The sequence below is a fragment of the Picosynechococcus sp. PCC 8807 genome, from assembly GCF_001693295.1.
Classification (GTDB): domain Bacteria; phylum Cyanobacteriota; class Cyanobacteriia; order Cyanobacteriales; family MRBY01; genus MRBY01.
On the sequence record NZ_CP016483.1, the window covers coordinates 72,523 to 98,325 of the forward strand.

Annotated in this window: 38 protein-coding genes; 20 read left to right on the forward strand and 18 right to left on the reverse strand. The window is 49.3% G+C overall.

The window, feature by feature from the left end; genetic code table 11:
- Position 1: 1 nt before the first annotated feature.
- The 6 genes from lpxA to AWQ24_RS00365 all read right to left on the reverse strand — a co-directional run bounded on the left by lpxA (position 2) and on the right by AWQ24_RS00365 (position 4,594).
- Complete coding sequence (lpxA, locus tag AWQ24_RS00340) at positions 2-805, reverse strand: acyl-ACP--UDP-N-acetylglucosamine O-acyltransferase (protein WP_315862322.1); 804 nt, start codon at positions 803-805, stop codon at positions 2-4.
- Positions 806-848: 43 nt separating this feature from the next.
- Positions 849-1,316 (reverse strand): 3-hydroxyacyl-ACP dehydratase FabZ, encoded by a 468-nt coding sequence (gene fabZ, locus AWQ24_RS00345; protein WP_012305711.1) that lies wholly within the window; start codon positions 1,314-1,316, stop codon positions 849-851.
- 118 nt (positions 1,317-1,434) lie between these two features.
- Positions 1,435-2,775 (reverse strand): transposase, encoded by a 1,341-nt coding sequence (locus AWQ24_RS00350; RefSeq protein WP_065715690.1) that lies wholly within the window; start codon positions 2,773-2,775, stop codon positions 1,435-1,437.
- A 291-nt stretch (positions 2,776-3,066) separates the two neighbouring features.
- The gene (locus AWQ24_RS00355) at positions 3,067-3,342 is read right to left on the reverse strand and encodes a hypothetical protein (RefSeq protein WP_065715691.1); all 276 of its coding nucleotides are present in this window, start codon (positions 3,340-3,342) and stop codon (positions 3,067-3,069) included.
- Positions 3,332-3,571, reverse strand: a complete 240-nt coding sequence (locus tag AWQ24_RS00360; protein ID WP_065715692.1) for a hypothetical protein — start codon at positions 3,569-3,571, stop codon at positions 3,332-3,334. Before AWQ24_RS00360 ends, AWQ24_RS00355 begins: the two co-directional genes overlap by 11 nt.
- 117 nt (positions 3,572-3,688) lie before the next feature.
- Positions 3,689-4,594: a hypothetical protein gene (locus tag AWQ24_RS00365; RefSeq protein WP_065715693.1), complete on the reverse strand. Its 906-nt coding sequence runs from the start codon at positions 4,592-4,594 to the stop codon at positions 3,689-3,691.
- Positions 4,595-4,766: 172 nt separating this feature from the next.
- Between AWQ24_RS00365 and AWQ24_RS00370 the strand changes: the two genes are divergently transcribed.
- The 4 genes from AWQ24_RS00370 to AWQ24_RS16145 all read left to right on the forward strand — a co-directional run bounded on the left by AWQ24_RS00370 (position 4,767) and on the right by AWQ24_RS16145 (position 6,025).
- The gene (locus tag AWQ24_RS00370) at positions 4,767-4,979 is read left to right on the forward strand and encodes a helix-turn-helix transcriptional regulator (RefSeq protein ID WP_065717253.1); all 213 of its coding nucleotides are present in this window, start codon (positions 4,767-4,769) and stop codon (positions 4,977-4,979) included.
- Positions 4,980-5,084: 105 nt separating this feature from the next.
- Positions 5,085-5,519: a hypothetical protein gene (locus AWQ24_RS00375; RefSeq protein ID WP_065715694.1), complete on the forward strand. Its 435-nt coding sequence runs from the start codon at positions 5,085-5,087 to the stop codon at positions 5,517-5,519.
- Positions 5,520-5,535: 16 nt separating this feature from the next.
- Positions 5,536-5,811, forward strand: coding sequence for a hypothetical protein (locus tag AWQ24_RS00380; protein ID WP_065715695.1), 276 nt, complete (start codon positions 5,536-5,538; stop codon positions 5,809-5,811).
- Positions 5,812-5,860: 49 nt separating this feature from the next.
- Complete coding sequence (locus AWQ24_RS16145; RefSeq protein ID WP_157096800.1) at positions 5,861-6,025, forward strand: hypothetical protein; 165 nt, start codon at positions 5,861-5,863, stop codon at positions 6,023-6,025.
- Here AWQ24_RS16145 and AWQ24_RS00385 read toward each other — a convergent pair.
- Positions 6,022-6,612 (reverse strand): site-specific integrase, encoded by a 591-nt coding sequence (locus AWQ24_RS00385; protein WP_065715696.1) that lies wholly within the window; start codon positions 6,610-6,612, stop codon positions 6,022-6,024. The two genes, AWQ24_RS16145 and AWQ24_RS00385, sit on opposite strands and share 4 nt — an antisense overlap.
- A gap of 214 nt (positions 6,613-6,826) precedes the next feature.
- On the opposite strand from AWQ24_RS00385, the gene AWQ24_RS00390 reads away from it, so the two are divergent.
- The 10 genes from AWQ24_RS00390 to AWQ24_RS00430 all read left to right on the forward strand — a co-directional run bounded on the left by AWQ24_RS00390 (position 6,827) and on the right by AWQ24_RS00430 (position 13,143).
- Positions 6,827-7,195: a hypothetical protein gene (locus AWQ24_RS00390; RefSeq protein ID WP_062431638.1), complete on the forward strand. Its 369-nt coding sequence runs from the start codon at positions 6,827-6,829 to the stop codon at positions 7,193-7,195.
- A 51-nt stretch (positions 7,196-7,246) separates the two neighbouring features.
- Positions 7,247-9,070: a hypothetical protein gene (locus AWQ24_RS00395; RefSeq protein ID WP_065715697.1), complete on the forward strand. Its 1,824-nt coding sequence runs from the start codon at positions 7,247-7,249 to the stop codon at positions 9,068-9,070.
- A 2-nt stretch (positions 9,071-9,072) separates the two neighbouring features.
- The gene (locus AWQ24_RS00400; protein ID WP_065715698.1) at positions 9,073-9,870 is read left to right on the forward strand and encodes a hypothetical protein; all 798 of its coding nucleotides are present in this window, start codon (positions 9,073-9,075) and stop codon (positions 9,868-9,870) included.
- Positions 9,871-9,987: 117 nt separating this feature from the next.
- Positions 9,988-10,341, forward strand: coding sequence for a hypothetical protein (locus AWQ24_RS00405; RefSeq protein ID WP_065715699.1), 354 nt, complete (start codon positions 9,988-9,990; stop codon positions 10,339-10,341).
- Positions 10,342-10,404: 63 nt separating this feature from the next.
- The gene (locus AWQ24_RS00410; RefSeq protein ID WP_065715700.1) at positions 10,405-10,764 is read left to right on the forward strand and encodes a hypothetical protein; all 360 of its coding nucleotides are present in this window, start codon (positions 10,405-10,407) and stop codon (positions 10,762-10,764) included.
- A gap of 47 nt (positions 10,765-10,811) precedes the next feature.
- Positions 10,812-11,129 carry a hypothetical protein gene (locus AWQ24_RS00415; RefSeq protein ID WP_157096801.1) on the forward strand — a complete coding sequence of 106 codons (318 nt, stop codon included), beginning with the start codon at positions 10,812-10,814 and terminating at the stop codon, positions 11,127-11,129.
- 3 nt (positions 11,130-11,132) lie between these two features.
- Positions 11,133-11,411 (forward strand): hypothetical protein, encoded by a 279-nt coding sequence (locus AWQ24_RS00420; protein ID WP_157096802.1) that lies wholly within the window; start codon positions 11,133-11,135, stop codon positions 11,409-11,411.
- 2 nt (positions 11,412-11,413) lie between these two features.
- Entirely contained in the window at positions 11,414-12,217 is an 804-nt protein-coding gene (locus AWQ24_RS16150; RefSeq protein WP_157096803.1) for a hypothetical protein, read from the forward strand.
- A complete protein-coding gene (locus tag AWQ24_RS00425) occupies positions 12,147-12,935 on the forward strand; it encodes a lysozyme (RefSeq protein ID WP_157096804.1) in 789 nt (262 codons plus the stop codon). Before AWQ24_RS16150 ends, AWQ24_RS00425 begins: the two co-directional genes overlap by 71 nt.
- Positions 12,925-13,143, forward strand: a complete 219-nt coding sequence (locus tag AWQ24_RS00430) for a hypothetical protein (RefSeq protein WP_065709845.1) — start codon at positions 12,925-12,927, stop codon at positions 13,141-13,143. The genes AWQ24_RS00425 and AWQ24_RS00430 overlap by 11 nt, the downstream gene beginning before the upstream one ends.
- A 108-nt stretch (positions 13,144-13,251) precedes the next feature.
- On the opposite strand, the gene AWQ24_RS00435 is transcribed toward AWQ24_RS00430, so the two are convergent.
- The 4 genes from AWQ24_RS00435 to AWQ24_RS16155 all read right to left on the reverse strand — a co-directional run bounded on the left by AWQ24_RS00435 (position 13,252) and on the right by AWQ24_RS16155 (position 16,184).
- On the reverse strand, positions 13,252-13,509 hold the full coding sequence (locus tag AWQ24_RS00435; protein WP_012305712.1) for a TIGR03643 family protein: 258 nt from the start codon (positions 13,507-13,509) through the stop codon (positions 13,252-13,254).
- A gap of 59 nt (positions 13,510-13,568) precedes the next feature.
- The gene (gene ylqF, locus AWQ24_RS00440; RefSeq protein WP_012305713.1) at positions 13,569-14,405 is read right to left on the reverse strand and encodes a ribosome biogenesis GTPase YlqF; all 837 of its coding nucleotides are present in this window, start codon (positions 14,403-14,405) and stop codon (positions 13,569-13,571) included.
- 180 nt (positions 14,406-14,585) lie between these two features.
- A complete protein-coding gene (gene eno / locus AWQ24_RS00445; protein WP_012305714.1) occupies positions 14,586-15,878 on the reverse strand; it encodes a phosphopyruvate hydratase in 1,293 nt (430 codons plus the stop codon).
- A gap of 102 nt (positions 15,879-15,980) precedes the next feature.
- Positions 15,981-16,184: a hypothetical protein gene (locus AWQ24_RS16155; RefSeq protein ID WP_143589370.1), complete on the reverse strand. Its 204-nt coding sequence runs from the start codon at positions 16,182-16,184 to the stop codon at positions 15,981-15,983.
- A gap of 74 nt (positions 16,185-16,258) precedes the next feature.
- On the opposite strand from AWQ24_RS16155, the gene rbfA reads away from it, so the two are divergent.
- From rbfA to AWQ24_RS00465, 4 genes are all read left to right on the forward strand, one after another.
- Complete coding sequence (gene rbfA, locus AWQ24_RS00450; protein WP_012305715.1) at positions 16,259-16,654, forward strand: 30S ribosome-binding factor RbfA; 396 nt, start codon at positions 16,259-16,261, stop codon at positions 16,652-16,654.
- Positions 16,655-16,665: 11 nt separating this feature from the next.
- The gene (locus AWQ24_RS00455; RefSeq protein ID WP_065715704.1) at positions 16,666-18,258 is read left to right on the forward strand and encodes a glycoside hydrolase family 3 N-terminal domain-containing protein; all 1,593 of its coding nucleotides are present in this window, start codon (positions 16,666-16,668) and stop codon (positions 18,256-18,258) included.
- 186 nt (positions 18,259-18,444) lie between these two features.
- Positions 18,445-18,693, forward strand: coding sequence for a DUF4327 family protein (locus AWQ24_RS00460; RefSeq protein ID WP_012305717.1), 249 nt, complete (start codon positions 18,445-18,447; stop codon positions 18,691-18,693).
- A gap of 67 nt (positions 18,694-18,760) precedes the next feature.
- Positions 18,761-19,003: a DUF4327 family protein gene (locus AWQ24_RS00465; RefSeq protein ID WP_012305718.1), complete on the forward strand. Its 243-nt coding sequence runs from the start codon at positions 18,761-18,763 to the stop codon at positions 19,001-19,003.
- 120 nt (positions 19,004-19,123) lie between these two features.
- On the opposite strand, the gene AWQ24_RS00470 is transcribed toward AWQ24_RS00465, so the two are convergent.
- The 6 genes from AWQ24_RS00470 to AWQ24_RS00495 all read right to left on the reverse strand — a co-directional run bounded on the left by AWQ24_RS00470 (position 19,124) and on the right by AWQ24_RS00495 (position 23,156).
- A complete protein-coding gene (locus AWQ24_RS00470) occupies positions 19,124-19,513 on the reverse strand; it encodes a hypothetical protein (RefSeq protein WP_012305719.1) in 390 nt (129 codons plus the stop codon).
- A 102-nt stretch (positions 19,514-19,615) separates the two neighbouring features.
- Entirely contained in the window at positions 19,616-19,963 is a 348-nt protein-coding gene (locus tag AWQ24_RS00475; RefSeq protein ID WP_030006765.1) for a hypothetical protein, read from the reverse strand.
- A gap of 103 nt (positions 19,964-20,066) precedes the next feature.
- Entirely contained in the window at positions 20,067-20,867 is an 801-nt protein-coding gene (locus tag AWQ24_RS00480; RefSeq protein ID WP_065715705.1) for an ion transporter, read from the reverse strand.
- A gap of 13 nt (positions 20,868-20,880) precedes the next feature.
- Positions 20,881-21,075 (reverse strand): heavy-metal-associated domain-containing protein, encoded by a 195-nt coding sequence (locus AWQ24_RS00485; protein WP_065715706.1) that lies wholly within the window; start codon positions 21,073-21,075, stop codon positions 20,881-20,883.
- Between the two features lie 75 nt (positions 21,076-21,150).
- Positions 21,151-21,843: a peptidoglycan-binding protein gene (locus AWQ24_RS00490; protein WP_065715707.1), complete on the reverse strand. Its 693-nt coding sequence runs from the start codon at positions 21,841-21,843 to the stop codon at positions 21,151-21,153.
- Between the two features lie 23 nt (positions 21,844-21,866).
- The gene (locus AWQ24_RS00495; protein WP_065715708.1) at positions 21,867-23,156 is read right to left on the reverse strand and encodes a pitrilysin family protein; all 1,290 of its coding nucleotides are present in this window, start codon (positions 23,154-23,156) and stop codon (positions 21,867-21,869) included.
- 115 nt (positions 23,157-23,271) lie between these two features.
- Here AWQ24_RS00495 and AWQ24_RS00500 point away from each other — a divergent pair, with 115 nt between their 5' ends.
- Entirely contained in the window at positions 23,272-24,045 is a 774-nt protein-coding gene (locus AWQ24_RS00500) for a biotin--[acetyl-CoA-carboxylase] ligase (RefSeq protein WP_083993460.1), read from the forward strand.
- Positions 24,046-24,125: 80 nt separating this feature from the next.
- On the forward strand, positions 24,126-24,791 hold the full coding sequence (locus AWQ24_RS00505) for an SDR family oxidoreductase (RefSeq protein ID WP_065715709.1): 666 nt from the start codon (positions 24,126-24,128) through the stop codon (positions 24,789-24,791).
- Between the two features lie 17 nt (positions 24,792-24,808).
- On the opposite strand, the gene msrP is transcribed toward AWQ24_RS00505, so the two are convergent.
- Positions 24,809-25,786, reverse strand: coding sequence for a protein-methionine-sulfoxide reductase catalytic subunit MsrP (gene msrP / locus AWQ24_RS00510; RefSeq protein ID WP_065715710.1), 978 nt, complete (start codon positions 25,784-25,786; stop codon positions 24,809-24,811).
- Between the last annotated feature and the right edge of the window lie 17 nt (positions 25,787-25,803).

The window sequence follows — 25,803 nt, forward strand, 5'->3', positions numbered from 1 at the left end:
CCTAGCTCCGTTTCCCCGGAATTAAACCCCGACGGCTGGGATCGAGGGCTTTTTCGAGAAACTGTTGGAGATGCTGGAGATGTTCATGGTCGCCGATAGTCGCAAGTTGGGCGATCGCCTCAGAGGTTTTGAGATCCGAGCGGTACAGTAAGCGAAATGCTTGTTTGAGCAAACCCATTTCCGCCGGGGTTAAACCACTGCGCTTGAGGCCCACCAAATTCAAAGAACGCACCTTCGACGGATTGCCTTCGACCAGCATAAAGGGCGGCACATCCCGATCAATGCGACTCATGCCCCCCAACATTGCCATCTTGCCGATACGTACAAACTGGTGAATGCCCAACATCCCACCAATCACCGCTCGCGATTCGATTTCCACATGGCCGGCGATCGCCACATTGTTCGCAATGATGATGTTGTTTTCCAGAATGCAATTGTGGGCCACATGGACATAGGCCATCAGGAGATTGTCATTCCCAATGATCGTTTTTTCTCCCGCCGCCGTCGCCCGATTCACCGTCACATATTCGCGAATCGTATTGCGATCGCCAATTTCAACTAAACTGGCTGCCCCCTGATACTTGAGATCCTGTGGTTCTAAGCCAATGGCCGCCCCTGGGTAAATCCGATTCCCCTGACCAATGCGCGTATAACCATCCAAAATTGCATGGGCACCAATAACCGTACCTTCCCCAACCGTGACATATTCACCAATCACTGCATAGGGGCCAACCTGAACCGTTGGATGAATTTGAGCGTTGGGGTGAACCACCGCCGTCGGATGAATCAGAGTACTCAAAAGAATTCTCCAGTGTGCTCCATAGTAGTGTAGTGGGCCTCAGGGCCAATTATTCAAAATTCAGACGGGAAAAGAGCATCTCCCCTTCCACCGCCACTTGACCATCCACGGTGCCACAGCCCTTCATTTTCGCAATGCGCTTGGCCTTTACCGTGATCACTTCCACCGTCATAATTAGCTGATCACCAGGGACTACCGGTCGCCGAAACCGAACTTTATCAATCCCAGCAAACGCAAAAAAGCTATCTTCCATCCCCGGCATTTGGGTCAAAATAAACCCGCCCACCTGGGCCATCGCTTCCACCATCAGTACCCCCGGCATGATCGGGTGATTTGGGATGTGACCTTGGAAATGGGGTTCATTAAAAGTGATATTTTTCAGACCCACAGCCTTTTCACCAGGAATATATTCGAGGATGCGGTCTACCAGCGAAAAAGGATAGCGGTGGGGTAATAATTTTTGAATCTCTTCGACGGGGATCGGCTGGGCCAAAGTTCCGGGATGTTCTGTGGTCATAGACGGTGATCAATTAATAACAGTCTGTGCGGCTAGTTTAGATTACCTTGTAAAGGAGTTATAAGCCAGCATTAAAACCCAGCAAAATGATTAGGTCAATCTTGCTGGGTTATTTTCCCTATTTAAGGGCGTTTTCTGCTGCTTTCCATGACGATAAGAGTCTAGCCCGGATGGATTCACAGTGAGAACATTCCCCATCGGTTAGGGGGCCGCCACATAGGGAGCAGTGCCCTAATTCATTGGGGTGGTAATGAACTAAATCCACATACTCACCACGCTGGACATAGCCGACTAGAGCTTTGAATAGTAATCGTGTGGCATGGGCGGCGGTTTTGGTTCTGAGCAGTCGGATTGGGATACCTTGTCGCTTGGGGGCATTCATCCAAAGATAGATCAGTTGAGCTACTGCGTTAGAGTCTCGTTGTTTGGCAATGGAAACGCGGGTAAAAACCCATAGCCAAAGCATTGATCGAGATATGTCAGACCCCCCTACGATTTGGCGGTTATCTTTTTTCCCAGAAGCCTCCCGACTAGGGGCAACGCCTAAACACTTCTCAAAGCGGCGGCGTGATATCTCGCGTTTCGTCTGTTTTTTGGAGTAGCGACCCCGTTTATAAATCACAATGCGATCGCCATTTTCATCTAAAAACCCTGTGATGGGGAAAATCTGGGTAAGGATAACGGATTGAAGGCGATCGCCCATGCCGAAAACATCAAAGACAACCAAGTAAGGTTTAAACCGTTCATCTTGTTTAAACTTCTCGGTTTCAATTTCTATCTGAATTTCTTCCTCAATAATCCTGACTAAGCGGCGGGCGTGGCTTCTGGCATCGTCGGTTAAGCCTAGGCCGCAAGTTTTGGCGTATTTGCGATCAAAGGCAGATGATTTGTATTCCCCGGCGATCCATCTGATCCAGCGTGGGACAGACTTGCTACGTCGGGCTAACAGGTCTTTGTTGGCTATCTCTGGGAATTGCCATTCTAGATCCTGTTTTAAACGGTTGATGATGGGGGATTGTACGCGGTTAAGATGAGCCAGTCTTAAAACTTTCTCCCTGAGTTTGACGATAGTTTGATCTCTCATCTGTAGGAACCATTGGGGGTCATTTAAGTGAGTCCATCCATAGTGAGCCAGCGCAAAGCTATCAAATTCATCATCTTTATCGGGAAAGCGCAAGAACTCACGATGTTTTTTAAGGCTATGGTGAGCAACTAACCTCACTTCAACGCCATTGCGGGCTAAGTGAGTGCCCCAAAGCTTACTGTAATTTGTTCCGGTAGGCTCTAAAACAGCGATGTCTGCTCCATAGGCCAATATCTCCCTAATGCCTTTTGGATCGGCGGTAAATTGGCGGTACTGTGCCCCGTCTAGGGCATATTGCCGTGGATTCTCTGGGAAGTGATCCAACAGGCAACAAGTGGCTAAACCACGTCCGATATCGATTCCTAAAATTTTCATGGTGCTTTAAAAAGGTGAACTCCCAAAAAATCCATAGAAAAGCCGACGTATCACCCGATAGCCCGAACAATGTGAGCCATATACCTTGTCACAGCAGTAAACGGCTCAAAGGCCGTCTATGGATTAAACCCTTATTGAGATGGGATGAGCCGACGTAATCTAGAAAGCCCTTAAGAGCCTGTTACTACAACACAGCCCGAAAGCCCATCAAAGATAAGGGGTAGAAAGCTTTGGACACTTCCCACGACCGGGATAAGTTACCCGGTTTCGATTGGTAGTGAGTCAATCTCATCAGGTGGGGGTTGAACTGCGTTTCTTGATGTGGGGGCGATCGCCTTTTTGGTGGCGGGCCATCTCAAGCCGCTTGAATTCAGCAAAAATCATCTTTGCCCATAGGTTTGGGATTTCCTTGGAATGTCCGCTGGATAGGAAAATCACGTATTGCCCGCTGGCTTTACTACGGGTGATTTCTTCTATCAGGGCAAGGTTTAACCAACGAGCTGGAATGCGATCGCGTTCGATGGCGGGCAAGAATAGCGGATAGACCGAGGGGATTTTAGTGAACATGGTGGTTTTCCCGTGGTTCAGCGGTTGGGTAGGAATAGTCAATTTGTGCGCCATCATCCATTAGGCAGGCGATCGCCGCTTCTTTAGCCTGTTGATAGGCCAATACTGGATCATCCGGCGGTAACTCGAAAACCATTTCAAACTGAATCGGCAGATCCATCTCATGCAAGACAGAGTTAAATCTGATGGTGGCTTTGGTGAGCATGGCTTGACGTTGTAATTTACTCATTTATCTTGAGGGGAAACGATAAAAGTGTGGATAATTTCGTTGCGGAAAGCGGCAAAACCCCGATTTTTTACGCTCATTTTTTCTGCGAGTTCTGCAAATATCTCCCAAGCCTCAGAATCATCGGGATTGATCCATGGGGGGTGAGGCGGGGCATCCCCTAGGGAATAACGGTTGAGTAAAGCTTGGATCAATTCCGGCCTCAATAGTGCCAGTAGAATCGTCCTGTCTCTCATCTCGGATTTTCTCAGCGGTTTGAGCATGGTTCGGGAAAATGTTAGGGAGCAAGTTAGGGAGATTTCCGGCGAACGAAAACCCACCAAAACCTTTAGAACGCTTACTAGGCTTAGGTTCGGGTTCTTGTAGGGGGTCTGTTGGTTCGTCACCTAAGTCTTTTTGAAGCAAAATTTCCAGATATTTCTTGGGCTTCATGCCGTATCTAGCGGCCTTTTCGGTGAGTAAGTCCCATTGTTCTCTAGGTAACTCGATACGTTTAGAGGGTGCTTTTCCCTGGTAATCGGGGTCAACATCGCTTAATCTACAGGCGATCGCCTCTATGTTTTTTGCGGTGCGATCCTTCTCTGGGATGAACCGACATACTCGACTCCAAACATTTTCTAAGTCAAAGTCGATCAGCTTTACCAACGGCCTGCATTGAGATTCAGTAGCAGGGAGTTCAGTGAACCCCATGCCGATCAGTCTGATCGCGACTCCAGCGGCATCAATAATCCGATTCACTTGCCAGATCGAACGGCCTAGCCATTTTTCACAAAAGGCCGTAAATGATTGACTGATTTTTGCGTAAACGCGCTTGGTTCGGATCTGATGGGCGATGATGCCAGCTTTGATGTAACCGTAGGACTGCTTACGGAATTCAGTTACGAAGTCCATGGCGGAATAGTCACCATTGAGATCCTGCCATTCGTCTGACTCTTCTTTGAGCCATTGGCATTCGTCCCAAAAGTCCCTTAGCCATTGCGGGGCATATTCGAGATCGGCCCCTTGTATCAGGTCTACAAAAGTCATAGTTATTCAGTGATAGACAATTGAGGTAGTCCCCTATCCTTTTCGCACAGTGACGGGGAATGTCCCTTTACTTTTTCTGCACTATAGTGCCTATTCCTATATTGGTCAAGCACCATAGTGCAGGATAAATGCTACTATGATGCACAAAGAGAGAGAGAGAGGAAGCCCGACTTTGAAAGAGTTGATACGAGCTGCTGGGTTCAGTCAGGTCGGTTTCTGTGAACAAGTTGGTATTAGTACGAGTTCACTACGTTATTACAACAGTGGAGAAAAAGAGCCTACTTTGGGAGTCGTTCTCAAAATGTGTGAAGTCTTACAGGTTTCTCCAAAGGCGATCGCCTCTGCACTGGGTAAAGACGTAAAGGACGTGCCCGACGACAGATAAAAAAATGCCGTCCCAAAATTGGGGCGGTTTTTTAAGCTGCAACAGTGAGTGTGTATATCCCTTCTCTTAATAACTTAGCCAATTGGCACAGTGGAGGCCAAAAATATGACGTACGGATACGAAAATGAGGACTGCTACAAATACATTTACCTTGCCGCAAAGGGAGAAGATCCCCCTATCCCCATTGGAGAGGATAAGAGACTTCTCAGTGATGCCGTTGCTTGGGTCAAAAAGATGGTATCCAGACAGATGACCATCAAAGAATTTAACGCCGCTGATATCTCCGAATGGCAAATTGAAACCCGCCAAGGAGAAATTCAATACACGGAGCCGAATTTTGCGGATCCTGTTTCCCATCAAGGGGAATATCTTGCTTTATTGTTCCTGGCAGATCCTGAGCCTTACGCAATTTCTCCACCTAAAATCGAAAATTCCCTTGTCCCTTATCGATTTTGGGCGTTCTTAGCCCATGACTCTTTTGAAAATATGCTCAGTTGGGATGATGACATTGGGGAAGTAATCGAATTTCCCTTGGATTAGTTAGGGAGCGGAAATTATGACAGAGCCATTATTTGACATTCTCGGATATGAACCGCCCATTGTGGTGAAAGAAGATGGGCATGATGGTAAAGAGATTGATGATCCGGATTATATGTTTCCCGGTAGCCGCCCCAAGCCAAAAGGCGATCGCCCACAAAAACGGCGGTCATACATTGAAGAGAAAACCATTAGGGGACGTGTGTATCTTTATGAACGGTGGCGGGAAAACGGAAAACTCAAGTCAAAATATCTAGGGAGCAAGTCAAAATTACAACAGCCTGTAATCCAATAATCACACCAATTTTAGGGGGCAATGCTCCCTAATTTTTTTAGGTATCTGTATGTCAAATTACGATCCGCGCAAAATCCCAGACTCTATCTTTCGGTTACGGATGACGATCCAGCATTTAGAGAAGCGAGTCGAGTCCTTAGAGACGATGGTGGCATTGCTTGCCCTTTGGGTTTTGGCCCTATCAATTGCCTTGGCGATCGCCTTTTTCGTTTAAATCAATGAAGCCAAGGCCCGCCGCCGCGCTTGCGGGTCACTCTCAATGTATTTATCCAGCATCTCATAGCTACCATGCCCGGTCAGTTCCTTGATCACCCGCCGATCAACCCCATTACGGGATAAGTCAGTGATGAACGATCGCCGCGTGCTATGGGTAGAAATTTTCTTGTGACTCAGGCCCGCCAAGGTCACCGCCCGCCGCAAGAACTTATCACAGCTTCTGAGGGTGACATGGTGGAGTAGGTCTGAGGGAGAAGGGAACAGCCAGCCCACCGTTGGCGGAATGTAAGCCGACAGGGAGCGATGTAGCTCAGGGTGAATCTCAATTTCACGGGCGATCGCCTCTTTCCCGCCGCCCCGTTTCCGGGTTTCCTTTCTGAATACGATGGTTTCCCGTAAATATCGCCTTACCGGGTCACTCCAGATATCCGTTACCTTCAGTTGGGCGATCGCCCCCCATCGCTCTCCGGTGTACCTGGCAATGTCCCACATGAGCCGATGGCTATCCAAGGTCAAAAAAGATCGTATTTTCGCCGCTTCTTTTCTGCTGATATAAGCCGCTTTTCCTTGGGTAGACTTTTCCATTTTTCTAGGTTCTCATTAAAGGATGAAATGGGGGATTAACCGGAACTTTCTCTCATAAAAACAATAGGTAATCGAGCCACAATTAAAGGATAACAAGCATTGCGACGATTTTACTTAGGTGCTGGAAATAGGTATTAGTAGAACTTTCAAAGCCAATTTATAACCGCTAAATTAGTGCTTAATAAAGTCCTACCCCATCCCAAGAAAAAATACAATGGCTACCTTTAACCTCGTCTCCATTCCCGCCGCCACTTTCGATGATGTTTCCCGGCAACTGACCATCGATTGCACCAATGCCGCCTATACCGACAAAATCCCAGCGGTTCCCACCAATGAAGAACAGATCGAAGTCGGGTTTATTCTTGCCCTCGAAGCCGCCGCCGCCGGAAAACGGACGGATCTCGATGCTCCGGTGAGTAATGCCGATGCCCTCGACATTGACAGCCCGAATTACCAGTTTGTCAGCCGGGAAAATGCAGACGCCACGGTAACGGAAACTCAACTCGAATACATCCCCAATTTGCGCCTGTGGATGAAGGCCGATGTGGTGAACGCGACCAACGCCGTAAACGATAACGACTAAGCCTCACCAAAAGGCGATCGCCAAATTCATTCACCCAATGGGGGGCAAGTAATGTCCTGCGAAAATCTAGTCAGTGCCAGCGCCTTTCAATCAGAAATCAAAAAACTTAAGGCAGAAATTGCCGCCCTTAAGAAGCCACCCCAACAGGCCAGCATCGACCCCAAATTACTCGCCGCCGCCGTTGGGACATATTTTGCCGGGTCAAGTGGGAAAGATTTACTTGATTCCCTCACTGGGATGACTTTAGAGCGGAAGCTCAGCGCAGAGCTAAAACGCCGCCAATTTGCCACCGTAAAACAGCTAGATGCGACTAAAGGCAGCCTTGAGCGGTCATTCACCAAAAAGATAAACCCACTGCAAAGGAATATAAATCGCCTAGAAGGTGGGTTTGAAGCCTTCAAAACGAATGTAAATGGGCGGATCGGGAAAATTCAGAATGGAATTGCCAAATATGCCGATGATGTCATCAAGAACTCAAAACTGCTTACCAAATTGAGAGGACAGATAGGCGGGCTGCTAAGTAAATTCGGTGGCCTACTGCGTCGGATCGCCCCATTCCTGAGATTCCTAGACATTCTGATCACTGGCATTAGCGTTTACCAACTCATTCAACTTACCCGCCGCATGAGCAACGCCGAGCGCGCCATTTTAGCAGCCCAGGCCGGGTTAAGTTACGCCACAGGCCGCGCCCTGTTTGCCCTGACCCGCATTAACCAAGTAGAGGCCATGAACAATCGCAACGCCGCCAGCATCAAAGCGCTGATCCGCTCAGAGCATCGACAGACGCGAAATTCAGTCAATGGAAATGTGAATAGGGAGCACACCACAACCCGATCCAGCGTTTCGGCGGTAAGCTCCACGGTCAGAAATCAGCACAACAGCACTCGAAGCCATGTCACCTATGAGCATCGAGTGACCCGGACCGGGGTCAGTGCCGTTAACACCCAGGTCAGAAATCAGCACAGCAGCACTCGAAGCCACGTCACCTATGAACATCGCATTACCAGAAACGCGATTTTTGCCATTCCCGCACGGATTGGGCAGTCCTACCAGAACATCTCAAAAGAGGTGGTGGACTGGAACAAAAGAAATCTGCTGCCTAAGCTCAATGGCATTCAGAGCAAGCTGGATCAGACCTACAACAAACTTGTAGACCGATTTAATAAGCTTTGGGATTACATGAAAATGGATCGAATTCTCAATGTGATCAACACCGCCGCCAGTGTCCATAATGCTGCGATGCTGTCCCGGAACCTTGCCGCGAGTCTGCTCGATACCATTGGGGAAACATTGGGGATTATTGGCCTAAAAGACCCCGACGGACAAGCATACAACCTAAACGCAATCCTAGGGCGATCTGCTCAGGATCTAATCGTGGGAATGATTGGGCAACAAGCTTTTAATAACCTGTCTGAAGATTGGCGCAATTGGAACCGGATCATTAGCGCGGGTGCTGGGGTGGTGATGAGTCTGCGTAATATCCAATGGGCGATCGCCGAGGGAGTCGAAAACCTCAATACTTGGGTGGCCCGCATTGGGAACGGCCTAGAGGACGATGGGGTAGTGACGGATAGGAAATGGCCTTGGATGCGGGAAAACGTGGGGATTACTCGCATTACCGGGCTAGACAAACTCACTAACACACTAGAGAGCGCCGAGGAAATTACAGAAAACATTTACGCCACGGTCGCCAGCGGGCAAGAGATCGCCGAGTCTGTCACCCAATTAAGGCAGGCAAAAGCCAGCTTTGACCAGACCCTACAGACCGATGAAACCACCCAAACCACTGAGCAGCAAACCAAGGAAACCGAAAGCGAAAGCCCTACCCCTAGCGTTGATGACTTAGCAGAATTTGAACCGGAGCCGGAGGAATAACCATGGCTGTATCAGATGAGTGGAGCTTTACCCGGTCATTCCTGCGCCGTACCCATAACCGCGAGGTAAATGAATATTTCCGGGATATCGATCCGGATTTCATAGGCGATAACACCACGGGCCGGAATGCCACCAAGCGGGCCTGTTTGATTCTCCCTAACGAGTCCCAAAACCGCGCCCTACTCAAAATTCTCACCTTTCGCTATGTCGTCCAGCAGGTTCACCTAAAACCCGCCGTGTTCGGCCTCCCTGTGACCACCTTCCAAGAACAGGTGAGATATCTGCCCCAAATCATCATTCACTATCGGGAAAGGGCCGACATTGCCCGCGCCAATAATCGCTACCCCCTACGGGCGAGATACGCTGTCCGCTATCGGGGCGATGTCACCAGCGCGGCGGATCTTGCCCTACTCGAAAACCGCATTTTCCAGATTTTCGATACCCCGACCCACTACTTTGACAAAGGCCGTTTTAAGTTCAGCTACCGAGATCCAGAAAAAGGATATTCCCTGGTAGTCGCGGCCGCAGGTGAGGCCGATGCCAAGGACGTGATTAATAAAATGCTGGATCTAAACTTTGATACCCCCGATTGGGATAACCTCACCAAGTCTGAGTACACCGAACCGTTAGCACTGCTTGAAGGGACGGTGCGGGTAGGGGGTGAGCTGCACCGTATCCCGAAAAAGCGACCATCGGGGCGGGTCTATTTCCAGACAGCAGAGTTATCGGTCTGGGGAATGCCGAAAAACAAGATCCTTTATACCAATGGCTCCCCCCGGCAAAATGCCACATTTTTCTAGGGCGTTTGGGTGGGTTCTGGAATTTAGCTGCGAGAGGCGAACCCTTAAGGTTTGCCAGTCGCCTACAACAGATTTTTTTACCCCCACTATGGGGGCGTAGTTTTTTGATTTTGTTCTATGGCAAGCCTTGAGAAAAAATGGCACGTCGTCCAGCTTGATGGGGAAAACGCTAAGATTTGGCTCCCTGACGTTTATGACGGCATCGGTTCAGCGGTTGGGATTACTGAAATCACGCCGGAACAGGCAGCAGACATTGCAAACAGCATGGGCGTTTCTGAGGGGCTGAAAGATGGTCAGCTTGTGCGCCTGCGTTTGACGGTGCGGGATGCGACTACGGGTCGGTCTAAATCGGCGCGGGTTTTGTGCTCGGTCACTGAGGTAAGAACCGCGATCAGTCGGCTCCCTGGTTTGACCTACCGGGGTAATGAGGTGCGGTCTGCGGGTGTTCCCCGTCGTCGCCGCTTGGGGTAGAGGTCAACTCTTGATCGTCTAGGGATTGTTTCGGGATTTATCTTTTATAGGAGTTTTGTTCTAATGGCACGTTTTGTAAAACATAAAATTACGGTTTCTGGGGTTGTAGAACTTGAGCCGTATGACTTCTTTTTCCTTGCCCCTGAAGGCAGTTACACCGGGCTAACCACTGAAACGGGTGTTGATGCGACTTTGGCTGATGCTGAGGTGAATATGCCTACCTGCAAGGTTGAAGAACTGGTGAAATCTGGCAAGGTCAAGCGTAAGTATCTGCGGGTGAGAACCACTGGCGGGCGTACTCGGTACATCAAAATTCTGCACTCTGACCAAAAGGATACGTTTGATGCTGACATCATCGGCAAAACGGTACAGGGCCGAGTTGTTGAGGCCGTTGTGACTCGTCAGTCTGCATCCTTTGCGTAGTGCTTAGACTTCCGGCTACTGAGGGGAATTTTCAGGTGATCGGGGTGGTGAACAGCCCCCCGGGTCAATTTGGCTATGAGGCCCAAATTCCCCTCAGTTTTGCGGCGGATCTAATTATTGCGTCGGTGATTAATCAGCAGGAAAAGCCCTGGGTTCGGGGTGGTCGGGTGTTCCAAGCCTGGGACAGGGGCGATATTTTCGTTTTCTCCCGGAATAACTGGATTAACCTCGATACCCCGACCTTGATCGAAGTGGAACCCGTGGCCCAAAGCTTGATTAGGTACGAGCCGCCGGGATGGTTAGGGCCATATACGCTTGTGGTCGAGGCCCGCCCGTATCTAAACCCTTTTACTTACTATTCTTGACCTATGGATATCGGCATATTGATTACGGTGGCGATCGCCTCTGGTTCGACGGTGGCGGCTCTGTTTCAGCAGATAGGGGCAATGGAGCGGCGGTTAGATCAGCGGCTCGACAAAATCGAATTGGCGATCGCCACCAAGATGCCAGCCCTAGAAAGCAGAATCCAACGCATTGAAAATAATCAGAATCAAGAGGCCCGGTCAGTGCGGGCGATGGTTTCCCAGTTGGAAAAATTCGCCGCTGCGGTGGCTCGGCCTGTCCCAGTCAGCCTTGAGGAGTCATAACCATGGGTCAAGTGGTGGTTTGGGGCAATGGTTCGACGGTCACGGGGCGGTTTAAGGTTCCCGCCGGGAAAACTGCTGTTAGTGCAACTTCTGAGGCTCAATCTGGGGGAATCCGTGTTGATTGGGGCGGCGGTGATGTAGTGATCTTGCCTGGAGAAAGCTGGACATCTGAACCAATCCAAGACCAAACAACAGGGGCTTTGTGGAATCATAGTTTTCCGATTAACAGAGGAAATCCTGTTGTTTTTACAACAGCAAATTACCAACCCCCAAGCCCTACTTTGTTGATTTATGGAATCTCCATGAGTGCGGCTACCTTTGTTGCTGTTGTACGCGGGTTTAAGACGCAACCACTAAACCTTGGGGGAACGGTTTATTATCGAATGCTCGGAAGCACTAATTGGGCGAATATTGAAACTTTTAACGCGCGTATAAACGGAGGATATGGGGGAACCACTGAGTATCTTCAACAAATAGCAATCACAGGCCCGCCAACAACGACTCGTTTCAATGGAAGCATCAACTTACAAAATATTGGCTACAAAGTGACAACAGACGCTGCAACATCATCACAAAGAGAAACAACAACGCCCCCTACTATTTCGTTAGAGTCCGAAGGATGCTCGATAAATATTGGCTATTTTGACGGGAATCAAACAATTAATTTAGGCGGGATTTGCCCCGGTTTTGTACGGATTGAAGACGCGAGTCAATGCCCGCCGGGGTCTTGCTCTTGTGACCATCGGGATTATCGATGCTGCATTGATAGCAGCAGTGGACAAATCATTAAAAAAATTAGGTTGTAAAAAATTCATGTTTCCAACGACAGCAACAAAGCTTACTGAGCTAAATTCTGAGCAGGTTTTAGCACTACAAAAAAGCCTTTTTCTTGCGGGCTATCATTTGACCGTTGACGGTATTTTAGGCCCGGAAACGAAACAGATATTTGCTCAGTTTAAAAAGGATGCAAAGTTAACCCGACCATCTGAGATGGGGCAAACAACTTTAGACGCTCTGGTAGAGGCGATCGCCGAAAATCTCAGAACGCCAACAGACACGACAAAATCACCCGCCAAAGTAGATTTACAGCTTATTAAAAAGTGGGAGGGCATGAGGCTCAATGCTTATCTGTGTCCGGCGGGCGTGTGGACGATTGGTTATGGTTGCACATATTTAGCCAATGGGCGGCGGGTAATTAAAGGCGATCGCCTAAATTCCAAGGCAGAAGCCGAGCAACTCTTAGTTCAGGTGTTTTCCCGTGATTTTCTGCCTAAGCTACAGGCTATCCCCCATTGGCAAGAAATGAGCGCGGGTCAACAAACGGCCTTGGCGTCTTTCGCCTGGAATCTTGGGGCTCACTTCTATGGAAACGGCGATTTCAATTCCATCACGCGGGCTTTGAAAAATAAAGATTGGGTGGGCGTTCCCCGTGCTTTGAGGCTTTACAACCGCGCGGCAGGCAAGGTTAACCAAGGGCTGATCAATCGTCGTGAAGATGAGGTTAGAAGCTGGAATGCCCGATAAATTGCTGGAATTGGCCCATGGTGACGGGAAAATCAATCTCTATGATTGGATTTATTTCTTACAGGCGATCGCCCCTGTCGCAATCAGCGGTGTTTGTATCTGGGCCTTGATATGGGGTGATGTTTCGCGGGAAGTAGCCAGCGATATTAAATTCCTATTGGGCGGGTCTACCATTGCCACTACACAGGTATTGAAGCGGAAACCATAGCGGAACGGATAGGGGATACTACAAAATGTTAATTCTGCAGCGCTTCTCCACGGCAGATCTGTATTAGTGCCCCATGCGGATGAAAATCAGGTCAGTCCATGGCTTCGATTAAGAACCTGTTTGATTTGCGGAACGAAATCGCCCTTCTATGAAATCTCGCTTTTGGAGATGTTTTGTGTTCCGCCCGGTCACCCGCTTGCGCCACATCTTAAAACTAGAGCGTTTCATATAGCGCCGCATGATTTGAATCACTTCCTTTTCCTGAAGCCCAAATTGCATCTCAATGGCCTCAAAGGTAGTGCGGTCTTCCCAGGCCATTTCGATCACCCGGTCAATGGTGGCCTCATCTAGCGCCTCAAAATTCATTGTTGTCTTTTAATAAGTTCTATCTAAATCAGTTCCACGCTGTACTGTAGCGCAAATCTTTAATTCGGCAATTCGAGGGGGATTTGTCCCAAAATGCCCTTACGAAATTCATTGAGCAACGTAACTGCACTACGTTCCCTGTCGCCTTGGAAGCGATGGTCTCCGAGGGCAATGACATAATCTTCGCCAGACATATCGAGGGGGTCGAGGTCATAGCGCTCAGTCAGATGCTGTTCTAAATTCAGTTCCACGAGCAAATCCACCATGGCCGCTGCGACCAGTTGGTTGTCATAGGAGGCCGCGCCAATGTCCTCACAAATGGCTAGTTTCACCGCATTATGTTGATCATCGAGCTTCCAGGGAATTACCCCTGGGGCATCAAGCATTTCAATTTGGTCAGAGATTCTCACCCAGCGCAATTGTTTCGTCACCCCAGCTTTGCGGGCACTTTCGACGACTTTTTTACCGACTAAACGGTTAATCAGGGCCGATTTCCCAACGTTAGGTAAACCCATAACCACTGCCCGCACTGGACGAGGCCGCATTCCCCGGGAAATGCGGCGGTCATTCATCGCTTTTCCGGCTAATTGGGCAGCTTTAATCACACCTTTAACCCCGGTTCCTTTTTTTGCATCGGTAAAGACGGGCTGAATTTTTTGGGCTTGGTACCAGTCGCGCCATTGACTGAGGGTTTCGCTGGGGATCATATCCCGCCGATTGACCACGACGACCCGAGGTTTTTCACCAATCCATTCATCGACTTGGGGGTGGTGGGATGCGAAGGGGATGCGGGCATCGAGGACTTCTAACACCACATCAACGCGGTTGAGCTGTTCTTTGAGTTGGCGTTCGGCCTTGGCAATGTGGCCGGGATACCATTGGATCGGTTGAGGCATGGGAAGGAAGTCAAAACGGTGTTTTTTATCATACTGCCTTGGGTTGGGTCGAAAATTGCTTAGGGGTAAATTGGCAGTGCTTTTGGCGACCCACCACAAAAAAGACCACAGCGATAGAACACTGTGATCCGGATGGGAGTATGAAAAAGTTAAGGCTGAATGTCTGTTCGGCGAGAACTCTTAGAATTGGGGGCCAAGACCAACTTTAGGGGCATAAACTGCGCGATCGCCAAGTTCATCCTCGATGCGGAGTAAGCGATTGTATTTTGCTACCCGTTCACTGCGGCAGAGGGAACCGGTTTTGATTTGGCCGGCGCGGGTTGCCACGGCAAGATCAGCGATGGTGGTATCTTCCGTTTCCCCAGAGCGGTGACTAATCACGGACTGATAGCCATTGCGGGTCGCCAGATCGATGGTTTCGAGGGTTTCGGTGAGGGTACCGATTTGGTTGAGCTTGATAAGTACCGCATTACCTGCTTTTTTCTCAATGCCCTGTTGGAGTCGCACTTTGTTGGTGACAAACAGATCATCCCCGACCAGTTGTACCCTGTGGCCGATGCGCGCGGTCAAAATTGTCCAGCTATCCCAATCATCTTCATGGAGACCATCTTCAATGGAAACAATCGGGTACTTTTCGACCATCGCCGTCAGGTAGTCGATAAATTCTGCCGGACTGTGGGCTGTACCGTCGTAGGTGTACTGACCATCGGCGTAAAATTCACTGGCGGCAATGTCGAGGGCGAGGGCCACCTGTGTACCGGGTTCGTAGCCCGCCGCTTTGATCGAATCCACGAGAATTTCGAGGGCTTCTTCGTTAGAGCCTAGGTTAGGGGCAAATCCCCCCTCATCACCGACACCCGTTAATAAACCTTTGCTGTCAAGTACCTTGCTCAGGGCAGTGAAAACTTCCGCTCCCCAACGGAGTGCTTCCTTAAAGGAGCTGGCCCCCACCGGCACGATCATAAATTCTTGGAAATCAACGTTATTAGCGGCGTGGGCACCGCCATTGATCACGTTCATCAAGGGCACGGGGAGGACATTAGCCAAAGGGCCACCGAGATAACGATAGAGGGGCAGGGCGAGTTCCGCTGCTGCCGCTTTTGCCGCCGCGAGGGATACCGCCAAAATGGCATTGGCCCCTAGATTAGATTTGTTGTCAGAGCCATCCCGGGCAATCATGGCGTAATCAACTGTCGTTTGGTCAAGGGCATCTTTACCGATCAGTTCCGGGGCAATTTTTTCTTTCGCATTGCGCACGGCCTTTAGTACCCCATTGCCGCCATAACGGGCTTTGTCTCCGTCCCGCAGTTCATGGGCTTCGAAACTACCGGTAGAGGCTCCACTGGGCACTTGGGCGAGACCTACTGCACCGCTTTCTAAACGAACTTCTGCCTCGACGGTGGGGCGACCTCTGGAATCTAAAATTTCTCTAGCATCTATTGCTTCGATGATTGCTTCGGATTTGTCCAGCATTTGGGATTACTCACTGACCATTGATATTCAGGTATAAACATACCCTGTTCTGGTGGATTTGTTGCTTTTTTTAGGGGGGATTTTGGGAACAATCGTCCGTTGTCAAGGTTCAGGGATATATCTTGATATTTTCTTTAGGTTTGCGGCGATCGCCAACGGGAAGATAGCCAGGGAGTTGAAGGGTAGGGTTTTTTCAAGATACACTGAGGGCGTTGTCACACCGCCAAACCGACTTCGAGTCACATCAAGCCGCCACCGCGATCGCCACATTTTTTTTGCAGCTTTTTGAATCAATGGAAGACTCAAGGAAATGGCTAAGAAGCGACTGGGGTTGTAAGTGCCTGGAACGCGGTACAGGATTTTAGGAGGCGAATAGAGTCATGGCAAATAGTCGACGGGTATCAAAAGTGTCTTCGCTAATCAAGCGGGAAGTGAGTTTGATGCTCATGCAAGATATTAAAGATGACCGAGTTGGGGCGGGCATGGTGAGCATTACTGAAGTGGAAGTGTCTGGGGACTTGCAGCATGCCAAGATTTTTGTGAGCATCTATGGCTCCGAGGAAGCCCGGGCTGAAACGATGGAAGGACTGCGGGCCAGCCAAGGGTTTGTGCGTCGTACCCTAGGTCAACGGATTCGTCTGCGGCGATCGCCAGAGGTTTTATTCATCGAAGACCGTTCCCTTGAAGAGGGAGACCGGATGATCCATCTCATTAACCAACTAGAAATTAAGGATCCAGAGGAACTAGAAGCCCAAGAATCCGAGGAAATGGTGTAGCGCCCTTGGTGATGGCTCCCCTCCCCCCGGTTGAATCCTTGTCTCTCCGCCAGGCGATCGCCCAGATGATCGTCGTGCGGGGGGCTGGCTATCTATTTGACTACGAACGCCCCTACCCCCAGTGGGAAGCCGATCAAACGACCCTACAACGCTGGATCGAGGCGGGGATCGGTGGCGTAATCCTTTTGGGGGGGAGTGCCGCCGAGGTAGCCCAGAAAACCAAGCAATTGCAGAGTTGGGCCGAAATTCCCCTCTTGATTGCCGCAGATATCGAAGAAGGGGTCGGCCAACGGTTTAGCGGTGCGACGGAATTCCCGCCTCCCATGGCTTTCGGTGAGATTTGGCGTACGGATCCCCACCAGGCGATCGCCCTTGCAGAAACCATGGGCGCAACTACGGCCCAGGAAGCCCTCAGCCTTGGTATCAATTGGGTTTTGGCCCCGGTGCTGGATGTGAATAACAATCCCCACAACCCGGTGATCAACATCCGTGCCTTCGGAGAAACGCCGGATCAGGTGAGTGCCTTGGGTACTGCGTTTATCCGGGGGGCGCAACAATATGCTGTTTTAACGACGGCAAAACATTTTCCTGGCCATGGGGACACGGCAACTGATTCCCACCTCGCGCTCCCCACTATTGCCCACGATGACACGCGCTTAAATACCGTCGAACTGCCTCCCTTTAAGGCCGCCATTCAAGGGGGCGTAGATGCGGTGATGAGTGCCCACCTCATGATTCCCGCTTGGGATCAACAATATCCAGCAACCCTTTCGCCAGCAATTCTTACGGGCCAACTACGGCACAAGCTAGGATTTGAAGGATTAATCGTCACCGATGCGTTGGTCATGGGAGGAGTAACCCAATTTGCGGCTCCTGACACCGTTGCGGTCCAGGCGATCGCCGCTGGGGCGGATATTCTCCTGATGCCTCCCGATGTGGATGGAGCGATTATTGCCATCGAAGCGGCGATCAAAACAGGTCAACTTTCAGAAAGTCGCATCTATGAATCCGTAGAACGAATTTGGCAAGCCAAGCAAAAAATCCTTACGGCAACACCAGCAACTTTTCCCCAGGGGATCAGCGGGGATCGCCCGGAAACGAGAAAAACCGTTGCCATGGTGCTGGAAAGAGCGACTAAACATAGAAAATCCCCCGTAAAAATATCAAGTTTTCCTGACAATTTTGCGCGCAACTTAATTGTGGTGGATTCAGTTTTAAAAAGCCCTTTTTTGCGTCCCAATTGTCCGGCGATCGCCATTCCCCAACGCCACGGTTATGCCGCTGAAATTGTCGAATTAAAAATGCTCCCTCGCCTGCAGTTAGAAGCGATCCCTACCCTTATCCAGTGTTTTCTTCGGGGTAATCCGTTTACGGAAAAACTGGCAGATCCCATTGATGTTCTCCAAAAAATTGCCGCCCAAATACCGTTACAGGGCGTTATCTTTTACGGCAGTCCCTACTTCCTCGAAGCTTTACAAACGACTTTGCCAGAAATTCCCTGGTGGTTTAGCTATGGTCAAATGGCGATCGCCCAAGCCGAAATCTGTATATCTCTCTGGGAAGAAGCGCCCCAAGCGGATCCCAGCGCCGCCGAATTCATTTAAAAAGTTCGTCGGACGTTGGACAACGGATAATCAAACCTTAATGATCTTTGATTACATTACTTAAAGTTTCGCTAAAAACGTTATTGATAAGTATTGAAATATACAGCGTTTTCTGTATAGCAATGCCTTGCATAATCCAATAGAATAGGCATGGAACAAACATCAGCCACCCAAGAGGTAAATCCTATGACCACCACGACAATGCCTCCGGCGTCTCCTACCCCAAAACATTTTTCTATTGAAATGCTCAAGGACGAAGCCCGTCAGTTGGTCGAATCAGGAACAGTAGACTGCTGCCAGCCCATTTATGTCCTCTGTCAGTTCATTCCAGCCCGGGAATGGGTTTGTGTAGAATGCGAACTCGAACGCAATGGTTTTCTTCTCCGGGATCAAATTGCCGATCTAAATCCAGCCCAATGCTGGTCTGATGACTAAATAAATTCACTGTTGTCGGTATCTAGGTGCGCTGCCCAACGCCGACCATTTCCTTGGATGACTTTCCATGACTCAATCTGTCTTTGCATTGCGATCGCCTTTCTTTTTTTCATTGGGACAAATTCGCGATGAAGTAAAACAATTAGTCGAACAAAATCGCATCAGTCGTCAACAGCCCCTCTATAGCCTTTGTGAATATATCCCTCCCCGCGAGTGGCACTGCATCGAAGTCGAGCTAGAACGCTGTGGCTTTCTTCTCCGGGACTGCATCGGGGATTTGTTAGGGGCAGAGCGATGGGAGAACGATTAAACGATTAATTGATCTCGTCATTCTTGCTCTAGGGAATAGACAAAAAAATAGGGCAGCAATTTTAACTGCCCCAAGCGGTTGGACTCACGTAAGATTTACCGACAGCTCCGCACTCGATGCCTAGTTTGGTTCGTTTTCTTGTTTGTCCTGACGGAGCGCCGCAAGCTCGCTTTTGAGAGTGACAATTTGATCTGTTAGGTTCTTTAGTTCGTTTTGCAGATCGCTATCTTTTACTTCCGTTGCCGTGGTCACGATTTCTTGGGTACCGGGTTCCCTGGCGGCTTTGTCTTGCTGGAAGATTTTTTCGAGGAATTTACGGGCTTCTTGCTCGGTCATTTCACCTTTTTCTGACCATTCTTCGGCGCGATTTTGAAGCTCTGTGCGAAATTCAGAAATTGTCACTTCCCGTTTGGTGGGATCTTGGATCGTTTCGACTAAGGTAGCAGCGGCCCCAACGGTGACATGGAAGCCCTTTTGAAACAGTTCAAAGAAGTTTGTGGATGTACTCATGGCAACAGTTTTCTCGCTTGAGGGATTGAGATGGGACTAGAAAATTGCATTATTTATGTTTAGCCTAGCGCACCGCCACAAAAATCGCTGTTATCTTTCACACTAATCGGCCTGGGCCAGATAATTCTCTAAATCTTCGATTAAACGGGGTAATTCTGCTTCGCTGGTGAGCCGAATCCGATCATCCCGGAGGGTAATCAATACCTTGGCGGCGAAGGGACTGGGGTAAATATTCGGATTGCAAAAAATCTCTAAAAAAATGTCCCCGGTGTACTGATAATTCATGGATTCTTGGGGCTGGGGACGGCCTTTGGGGTTACTATTGCCGGCGATCGCCTTCATGCTGTGCATCAGTTGATCGATTTCTGCTTTGAGGGTTTGGGCGGCAGTGCTAGTGAACCGAAAGGTGACAGAACCTTGTAATAAATTGAGAGTAAGGGGCGTTGACATTCTGTTAGTTTAAACTCAAAAAAATAACGATGGTTTCATCATAGGAATTCCTGGGGCGATCGCCAATTTTTTGTGATCTTTTATTGAGCAATGTCGCTGAATGCTAATTTAATTGATTTTGCCGGAGGGCTGTGCCACATCGCTTACAAAATTGAGCATCTTGATCATGAAAAGCTAGACCACATTTTGTGCAGTCGATTTCCTGTTGATTCGCACTTTTGAGAAACTGGCGTACTAAATCCCCTAACTGCCAAGGAATCACCGCAATCCCCGTGAGAATCATGGTTAAAGTTACGACTTTGCCAATGTCTGAAATGGGCGTTTTATCGCCGAAACCCACTGTAGTCATCGTCACCACGGCAAAATACAAAGCATCTAAAAAATTGCCAAAAACAGCAGGGTTAATATCATGTTCGACTTGATAAATCAGGCCAGAATAAACAAAGATAATTGTAAATAAGGTCAGGAGAATTCGGCTGAGAATAATGCTGTCTTCGGCCTTGATCTTGAAAATCGAGATTTCTAGGCGAAAAAATCGGATCAAGCGTAGTAATCGAAACCAGCGGAACAGCCGCACAAAACGAATGTCGAGGAAGCCGAAAAATAACGGGGCGATCGCCAACAGATCAAGGTAGGAAAAAAAGCTAAAAATAAACTTCCGAGGTTCAGCGGCGCCCACACAGCGACAGCAATATTCCACGGCAAATAAAATCAAAACACCTGTATCTAAATAATCCAAATATTGTGCCCAAACCGTTGGCAAAGGATAGGTTTGCGCCACAAAAATCCCCGACGAAATGAAAATTAGTCCACACAAAGCCAAATTGAGGAGGCGGCCTGTGCCACTGTCAAAATCATCGAGGTAACGGCCTAGTCTTAATCGCCAAGGCAATTGGCTTTCCATCGGAATTTCTTTTCTAGGCGGGAGTATGGCCTGCTTCGGTAATAATGTTTTTTAAGGCAGTTTCAGAAAGCGTCGTTTGAATCGAAACTACTTTACTAGGAACATCGACGGCAACTTGGGCCTTTTGATCATGATTTTGGATGGCTTTTGTAATGGTTTGACCGCAGACTTCACAGGCGATTGTCGGCACAGTAATTGTAAATTCCATAAATATTAAAAAATAACGGTTTACGGTAAGTATTTAGTTAGTTTTAAAGCCTTTCGTTTGAAATTGATTTCAATGTTAGTTTAGTAACTTACGCCAGGTTTGAGCACCAACAATGCCATCTCCATCTAATTTCAAGGCAGTTTGGGCCGCAATGACAGCGATGCGAGTATTCGGGCCAAAAATACCATCGACACGGCCTGTGTAATAGCCCAATGCTTGCAGGCGAGTTTGCAAGAGTTTCACCGAATCCCCTTCCATGCCTTCCTTTAACAGGGGCAGTGTATCTGGATCTGTGCTGGTGGCCGTCTGATTTGTGCTGGAGCTGGGAGTTGCCTCGGCATCAGTTACTTCCTGGGCTGGGGTTGCGGGGGGTTCGTTCTGGGCTGTTGTTGGGCTACTGGCTGTTGGAGTTGGGGCTTGTTCCTCAGCAACGGGTAAATTCGCCGCCGAAATCGGAAATAATGTCTCCCAAGTGGTGCGATCCATGACTCCGGTCTGGGGGATTTGGGCCGCCTTTTGAAATTGGTAGACTGCGATCACGGTAGCTTCGTCATAGGTACCCGTGGTTTCGCCGCTGTAGTAACCCAGTAACCGGAGGGTGGTTTGCAGTTCCTGAACTACAGTCCCCGTACTACCAATGCGCAATTCTGGTCGGGGGGATTGGGCGCTGACCAGGGGGCTAAGACCGAGGCTACTCGACAAAATCAAGGCTGTCGATAGACCTAAATTTAAAACGGTTTGACGCACAGACATGATGATTTTCTTCATGATGTTTAGGAGGCGATCGCCTTTTACGATAGCTGAAGATCTTCGATCAGGGAAAGGGCCGTTTGGGAGCCCACCACCGACACATAGGGATGGTGAAAATGACGTTGGGCTGCCTGGTGGGTTTCCGTCGTTGTAATCTTTTCGACGTGGTGCTGGAAAGCTTGATCAAAGTCGATGCCGAGGCCAATGCTCTCATACCAGCCAAAAATTTGTGCCAATTCAGCATTGGTCTGTTTCCCCAGGGCATACTGGCCGAGGAGTTTATTCTTCGCAATTTGCAAATCCGCTTCCGACAGGGGAGCCGTCACCAGCCGTTGGATTTCTTGGTGTAATCCATTCAAGGCGATCGCCGTATTTTGGGGGGCCGTACCAATGTAGGTAATAAATTGGGATTGACTCAAGCGCGTGGGAAAAAACGCCGACACGTCATAGGCAAGCCCTTGTTTTTCTCGCAATTCCACAAACAGCCGACTAGATAGTCCATTACCCAAATAAGTGCTGAGGAGTTTCAAGGCAAAAAAATCATCATCGGCCACCGTTCCCGTCAGATAACCCAAGATAATGATCGCCTGTTGACTCTCTTTTTCCTTTGTCCACACCCCTCCCTGGGGCTGTAGGGGCGCAATTTCTAAGCTTGGTAGCGGCGTTGTCGGGTTTTGCCAATCCCCCAAGGTTTGTTCCACGATTGCCTCTGCCTGTTCGAGGGTCAGCCGACCGGAGAGGCTAATCACCAAATTGTCTGGCCGGAAATGGGTTTGGTGGGCCTGTTGTAAATCTGCAGCCGTGAATCGCGCCACCGTTTCTGCCGTCCCTAAAATAGATTGGCCGTAGGGATGCTGGGGATACATCTGGCTCCGGAGGAGGTCATAGGCCACATTAAAGGGCTGCTCCATTTGGGAACGGATATTTTGTAGGGTAATTTTGCGCTCTAACTCTACTTCTTCGGAGGGGAAAGTCGGTTCCCGGAGGATTTCTGCTGCTAGCTTGAAAATTGTATAAAAATCCTTTGTGACTGTCTTGAGGCTCAGGGCCACATAATCGTTGGACGCACTCGCGCCGAGGCTCGCGCCGATAGATTCGATTTGTTCGGCAATTTCGACGGCACTGTAACGGCTTGTTCCCTTCGTAATTACTGCCGCCAAGAGATGAAATAAGCCCGCTTGGTCGAGGGATTCCCACCGTCCGCCCGCCTGGGGAAAAAATAAGCGCGCTGCCACCAAGTCTGCCACAGGATTTTCCGTCACAATTAGGGTAATGCCATTTTTGAGGACGGTGCGGTGGGTCATTTGGGGAGATGCGGGGCTAGCAACCATGGGCAGATGAAACTTTCCGAAAAAGAACGCTGGCGTTTCACTTTAGCAAATTCCTGGGGTGAGGAACGCTGCAAGGTACGCTATTTGAGAAAAGCGATAAAAATATTTACTGACTGTGTTTCATCCTGACGCGATTCAAGGGGCCTTAAGCGATCTTCTTGCCTGTGAAACGACACTTCCCATCGAAGTTTTCCCGGAGCTTGACTCGACCAATACGCTCCTGTGGCAACGGTATCAAGCACAATACACAATGCCTAGGGTGGCGATCGCCTTAACCCAGACAGCGGGGCGAGGCCAGTGGGGACGCACCTGGATTTCCGCACCAGGGGGATTATATTTGTCGGTCTTGTTGCCCATAAAATTAGACCCCCAATTTGCCTATGGCTTAACCCTAGCCAGCGTTTGGGGCATTGTCGAAATGTTCCAACAGCAAGGGCTTCCCGTACAAATTAAATGGCCCAATGATCTTCTCCTGCAAGGCAAGAAACTGGGGGGGATTAAAACCGAAACGAAAGTCTCCCAGGGGAAAATTAGTGCGGCTGTGGTCGGAGTCGGCATTAATTACCAAAATCCCGTTCCACCAACAGGTATTAACCTCGAACAATTCTGGCAAGGGGAGTTAAAAATTAAAGGCGATCGCCTTGCGGCGTTGGTCATTGCCGGAATTCTAAAGGGGACGCAAAAACTAGCTCGAAATTCAATTGAACATATATTGCCGGGCTATTTAAAACATCTCAAAAACCTAGGCGAAATAATCACCTACGAAGGCCATCAAGGGATCATTACCGGGGTCAATCAAAAGGGCGAACTCCTGGTTAAACTTAGCGCTCCCGGTGCCAGTAGCATTGTAAAAATTCCCCCTGGTCAAATTTCCCTCGGGTATTTGTAGAGAATCTCGTTTTAAATTTGACTTTCCCAATAGAGCTTGCCACACTGCAAATCGTTGTCTCAAAACAAATATTCAAGAATATGTCAACCTATCTCGTTACTGGCGCAAACCGGGGCATCGGCCTGGAATATTGCCGTCAACTCAACGCCCAAGGCGATCGCGTGATTGCCGTTTGTCGGACGCCCTCTGAGGAACTGCTGCAACTGGGTGTAACGGTAAAAGCAGACGTGGATCTGACGAATCCCGATGCCGTCAAGCAGCTTGCCCAAGATCTCCAGGGAGAAACTATTGATGTCTTGATTAACAACGCCGGGATTTTAGAACGGGTCGATTTGGATGAGCTAGATGTTGACAGTATTCGCCGTCAATTTGAAGTCAATGCGATCGCCCCGCTGCGTTTCACCCAAGCCCTTTTAGCGAATCTTAAATCTGGTTCGAAAATTATCCTGATGACCAGTCGCATGGGTTCCATCGAAGACAATACCTCCGGCGGTTCCTATGGCTATCGAATGTCAAAAGTCGCCCTTTCCATGGCCGGAAAATCCCTGGCGATCGATCTCAAACCCAGGGGAATTGCGGTGGGTATTTTACACCCTGGCCTCGTGAAAACGCGGATGATTAATTTCCGGGAAGATGGCATTAGCCCCGTTGTGGCAGTCAAAGGATTGTTGGCCCGCATTGAAGCACTAAATCTCGATAATACAGGCACGTTTTGGCACGCCAATGGGGAGATTTTGCCCTGGTAAGTGGTGCGTCATTTTTTCTAACTGTAGAGGCTGGCGACGTATTCCCCGTAGCCGTTGTAGGGTAGGGTTTCCTTCATTTCCCAGCTAAATTCTGGGGTATTGCCAATAAATTTTTCGGTGGCCTGGGACCAGCGGGGATGGGGCACATTTGGCTCGACGTTGGCTTCAAATTTGTACTCGTGGCCGTCGATGGTGTTCCAGTAGGTGGCGGGCTGTTCGGCAAGGAATTCGATTTTGACGATGGATTTTGCCCCCTTGAAGCCGTATTTCCAGGGAATGACCATGCGCAGAGGCGCACCATGCTGTTTCGGCAAATCGTGGCCATAGATTCCCAGAGCAAAGAAAGCGAGTTCGTTATTCATCTCTTCAATGCGCAATCCCTCGGTGTAGGGCCAGGGCAGATTCCCCAGGTGGAAACTGGGGCCATAGGTAACATTTTCGTCGTAGTAACTGGTGAAGCGGACAAATTTTGCTTGGGTCTTGGGTTCGACGGCTTTGATTAATTCGCGCATGGGGAAGCCAATCCAGGGCAGCACCATCGACCAGGCTTCGACGCAACGGAAGCGGTAGATGCGTTCTTCGATGGGAAATTTTGTTTTCAGGTCGTCGATGTCATAGGTTTGGGGGTTGTTCACGAGGCCGCCCACTTCTACTTGCCAGGGCTTAGTGGGGAGATTTTGGGCGTTTTGCCAGATGCCTTTGGTGCCGCCAAATTCGTAGAAATTATTGTACTGACCCGCAAAGAGTTCTTTGGTGATGGGGCGATCGCCAATTTTCCGGAAGTTGGGATTTTTAATCGCGTCTAGTTTGGGCAAATCTAAAGTTTCACGGAGGGCGCTGTACTGCTGATCCTGGGACTGACAACTCGCTAGACCAATGCCCACCCCAGCCCCCAGGAGAGTTTTGATAAATTTGCGGCGGTTCCAATAGACGCTTTCGGTGGTGACGAGATTTTCGGAAAGGGTATAGCTGGGGGGGACTTTAAACAGCACCATGGTGGGTTTTGCAGAGG

Excerpts from the sequence above, each read along its gene's own strand:
- AWQ24_RS00485 (WP_065715706.1), bottom strand. The coding sequence starts at position 21,075 with ATGGAATTTACAATTACTGTGCCGACAATCGCCTGTGAAGTCTGCGGT.
- AWQ24_RS16145 (WP_157096800.1), top strand. The coding sequence starts at position 5,861 with ATGTCAAATTACGATCCGCGCAAAATCCCAGACTCTATCTTTCGGTTA.
- AWQ24_RS00495 (WP_065715708.1), bottom strand. The coding sequence starts at position 23,156 with ATGGTTGCTAGCCCCGCATCTCCCCAAATGACCCACCGCACCGTCCTC.
- AWQ24_RS00395 (WP_065715697.1), top strand. The coding sequence starts at position 7,247 with ATGTCCTGCGAAAATCTAGTCAGTGCCAGCGCCTTTCAATCAGAAATC.
- AWQ24_RS00405 (WP_065715699.1), top strand. The coding sequence starts at position 9,988 with ATGGCAAGCCTTGAGAAAAAATGGCACGTCGTCCAGCTTGATGGGGAA.
- AWQ24_RS00465 (WP_012305718.1), top strand. The coding sequence starts at position 18,761 with ATGACTCAATCTGTCTTTGCATTGCGATCGCCTTTCTTTTTTTCATTG.
- rbfA (WP_012305715.1), top strand. The coding sequence starts at position 16,259 with ATGGCAAATAGTCGACGGGTATCAAAAGTGTCTTCGCTAATCAAGCGG.
- AWQ24_RS16150 (WP_157096803.1), top strand. The coding sequence starts at position 11,414 with ATGGGTCAAGTGGTGGTTTGGGGCAATGGTTCGACGGTCACGGGGCGG.
- AWQ24_RS00475 (WP_030006765.1), bottom strand. The coding sequence starts at position 19,963 with ATGTCAACGCCCCTTACTCTCAATTTATTACAAGGTTCTGTCACCTTT.
- eno (WP_012305714.1), bottom strand. The coding sequence starts at position 15,878 with ATGCTGGACAAATCCGAAGCAATCATCGAAGCAATAGATGCTAGAGAA.
- AWQ24_RS00400 (WP_065715698.1), top strand. The coding sequence starts at position 9,073 with ATGGCTGTATCAGATGAGTGGAGCTTTACCCGGTCATTCCTGCGCCGT.
- AWQ24_RS00350 (WP_065715690.1), bottom strand. The coding sequence starts at position 2,775 with ATGAAAATTTTAGGAATCGATATCGGACGTGGTTTAGCCACTTGTTGC.
- AWQ24_RS00455 (WP_065715704.1), top strand. The coding sequence starts at position 16,666 with ATGGCTCCCCTCCCCCCGGTTGAATCCTTGTCTCTCCGCCAGGCGATC.
- AWQ24_RS00380 (WP_065715695.1), top strand. The coding sequence starts at position 5,536 with ATGACAGAGCCATTATTTGACATTCTCGGATATGAACCGCCCATTGTG.
- AWQ24_RS00375 (WP_065715694.1), top strand. The coding sequence starts at position 5,085 with ATGACGTACGGATACGAAAATGAGGACTGCTACAAATACATTTACCTT.
- AWQ24_RS00470 (WP_012305719.1), bottom strand. The coding sequence starts at position 19,513 with ATGAGTACATCCACAAACTTCTTTGAACTGTTTCAAAAGGGCTTCCAT.
- AWQ24_RS00430 (WP_065709845.1), top strand. The coding sequence starts at position 12,925 with ATGCCCGATAAATTGCTGGAATTGGCCCATGGTGACGGGAAAATCAAT.
- AWQ24_RS00460 (WP_012305717.1), top strand. The coding sequence starts at position 18,445 with ATGACCACCACGACAATGCCTCCGGCGTCTCCTACCCCAAAACATTTT.
- AWQ24_RS00490 (WP_065715707.1), bottom strand. The coding sequence starts at position 21,843 with ATGAAGAAAATCATCATGTCTGTGCGTCAAACCGTTTTAAATTTAGGT.
- AWQ24_RS00420 (WP_157096802.1), top strand. The coding sequence starts at position 11,133 with ATGGATATCGGCATATTGATTACGGTGGCGATCGCCTCTGGTTCGACG.
- AWQ24_RS00390 (WP_062431638.1), top strand. The coding sequence starts at position 6,827 with ATGGCTACCTTTAACCTCGTCTCCATTCCCGCCGCCACTTTCGATGAT.
- fabZ (WP_012305711.1), bottom strand. The coding sequence starts at position 1,316 with ATGACCACAGAACATCCCGGAACTTTGGCCCAGCCGATCCCCGTCGAA.
- AWQ24_RS00505 (WP_065715709.1), top strand. The coding sequence starts at position 24,126 with ATGTCAACCTATCTCGTTACTGGCGCAAACCGGGGCATCGGCCTGGAA.
- AWQ24_RS00410 (WP_065715700.1), top strand. The coding sequence starts at position 10,405 with ATGGCACGTTTTGTAAAACATAAAATTACGGTTTCTGGGGTTGTAGAA.
- AWQ24_RS00480 (WP_065715705.1), bottom strand. The coding sequence starts at position 20,867 with ATGGAAAGCCAATTGCCTTGGCGATTAAGACTAGGCCGTTACCTCGAT.
- AWQ24_RS00435 (WP_012305712.1), bottom strand. The coding sequence starts at position 13,509 with ATGAATTTTGAGGCGCTAGATGAGGCCACCATTGACCGGGTGATCGAA.
- AWQ24_RS00360 (WP_065715692.1), bottom strand. The coding sequence starts at position 3,571 with ATGAGTAAATTACAACGTCAAGCCATGCTCACCAAAGCCACCATCAGA.
- AWQ24_RS00355 (WP_065715691.1), bottom strand. The coding sequence starts at position 3,342 with ATGTTCACTAAAATCCCCTCGGTCTATCCGCTATTCTTGCCCGCCATC.
- ylqF (WP_012305713.1), bottom strand. The coding sequence starts at position 14,405 with ATGCCTCAACCGATCCAATGGTATCCCGGCCACATTGCCAAGGCCGAA.
- AWQ24_RS00365 (WP_065715693.1), bottom strand. The coding sequence starts at position 4,594 with ATGACTTTTGTAGACCTGATACAAGGGGCCGATCTCGAATATGCCCCG.
- AWQ24_RS00385 (WP_065715696.1), bottom strand. The coding sequence starts at position 6,612 with ATGGAAAAGTCTACCCAAGGAAAAGCGGCTTATATCAGCAGAAAAGAA.
- msrP (WP_065715710.1), bottom strand. The coding sequence starts at position 25,786 with ATGGTGCTGTTTAAAGTCCCCCCCAGCTATACCCTTTCCGAAAATCTC.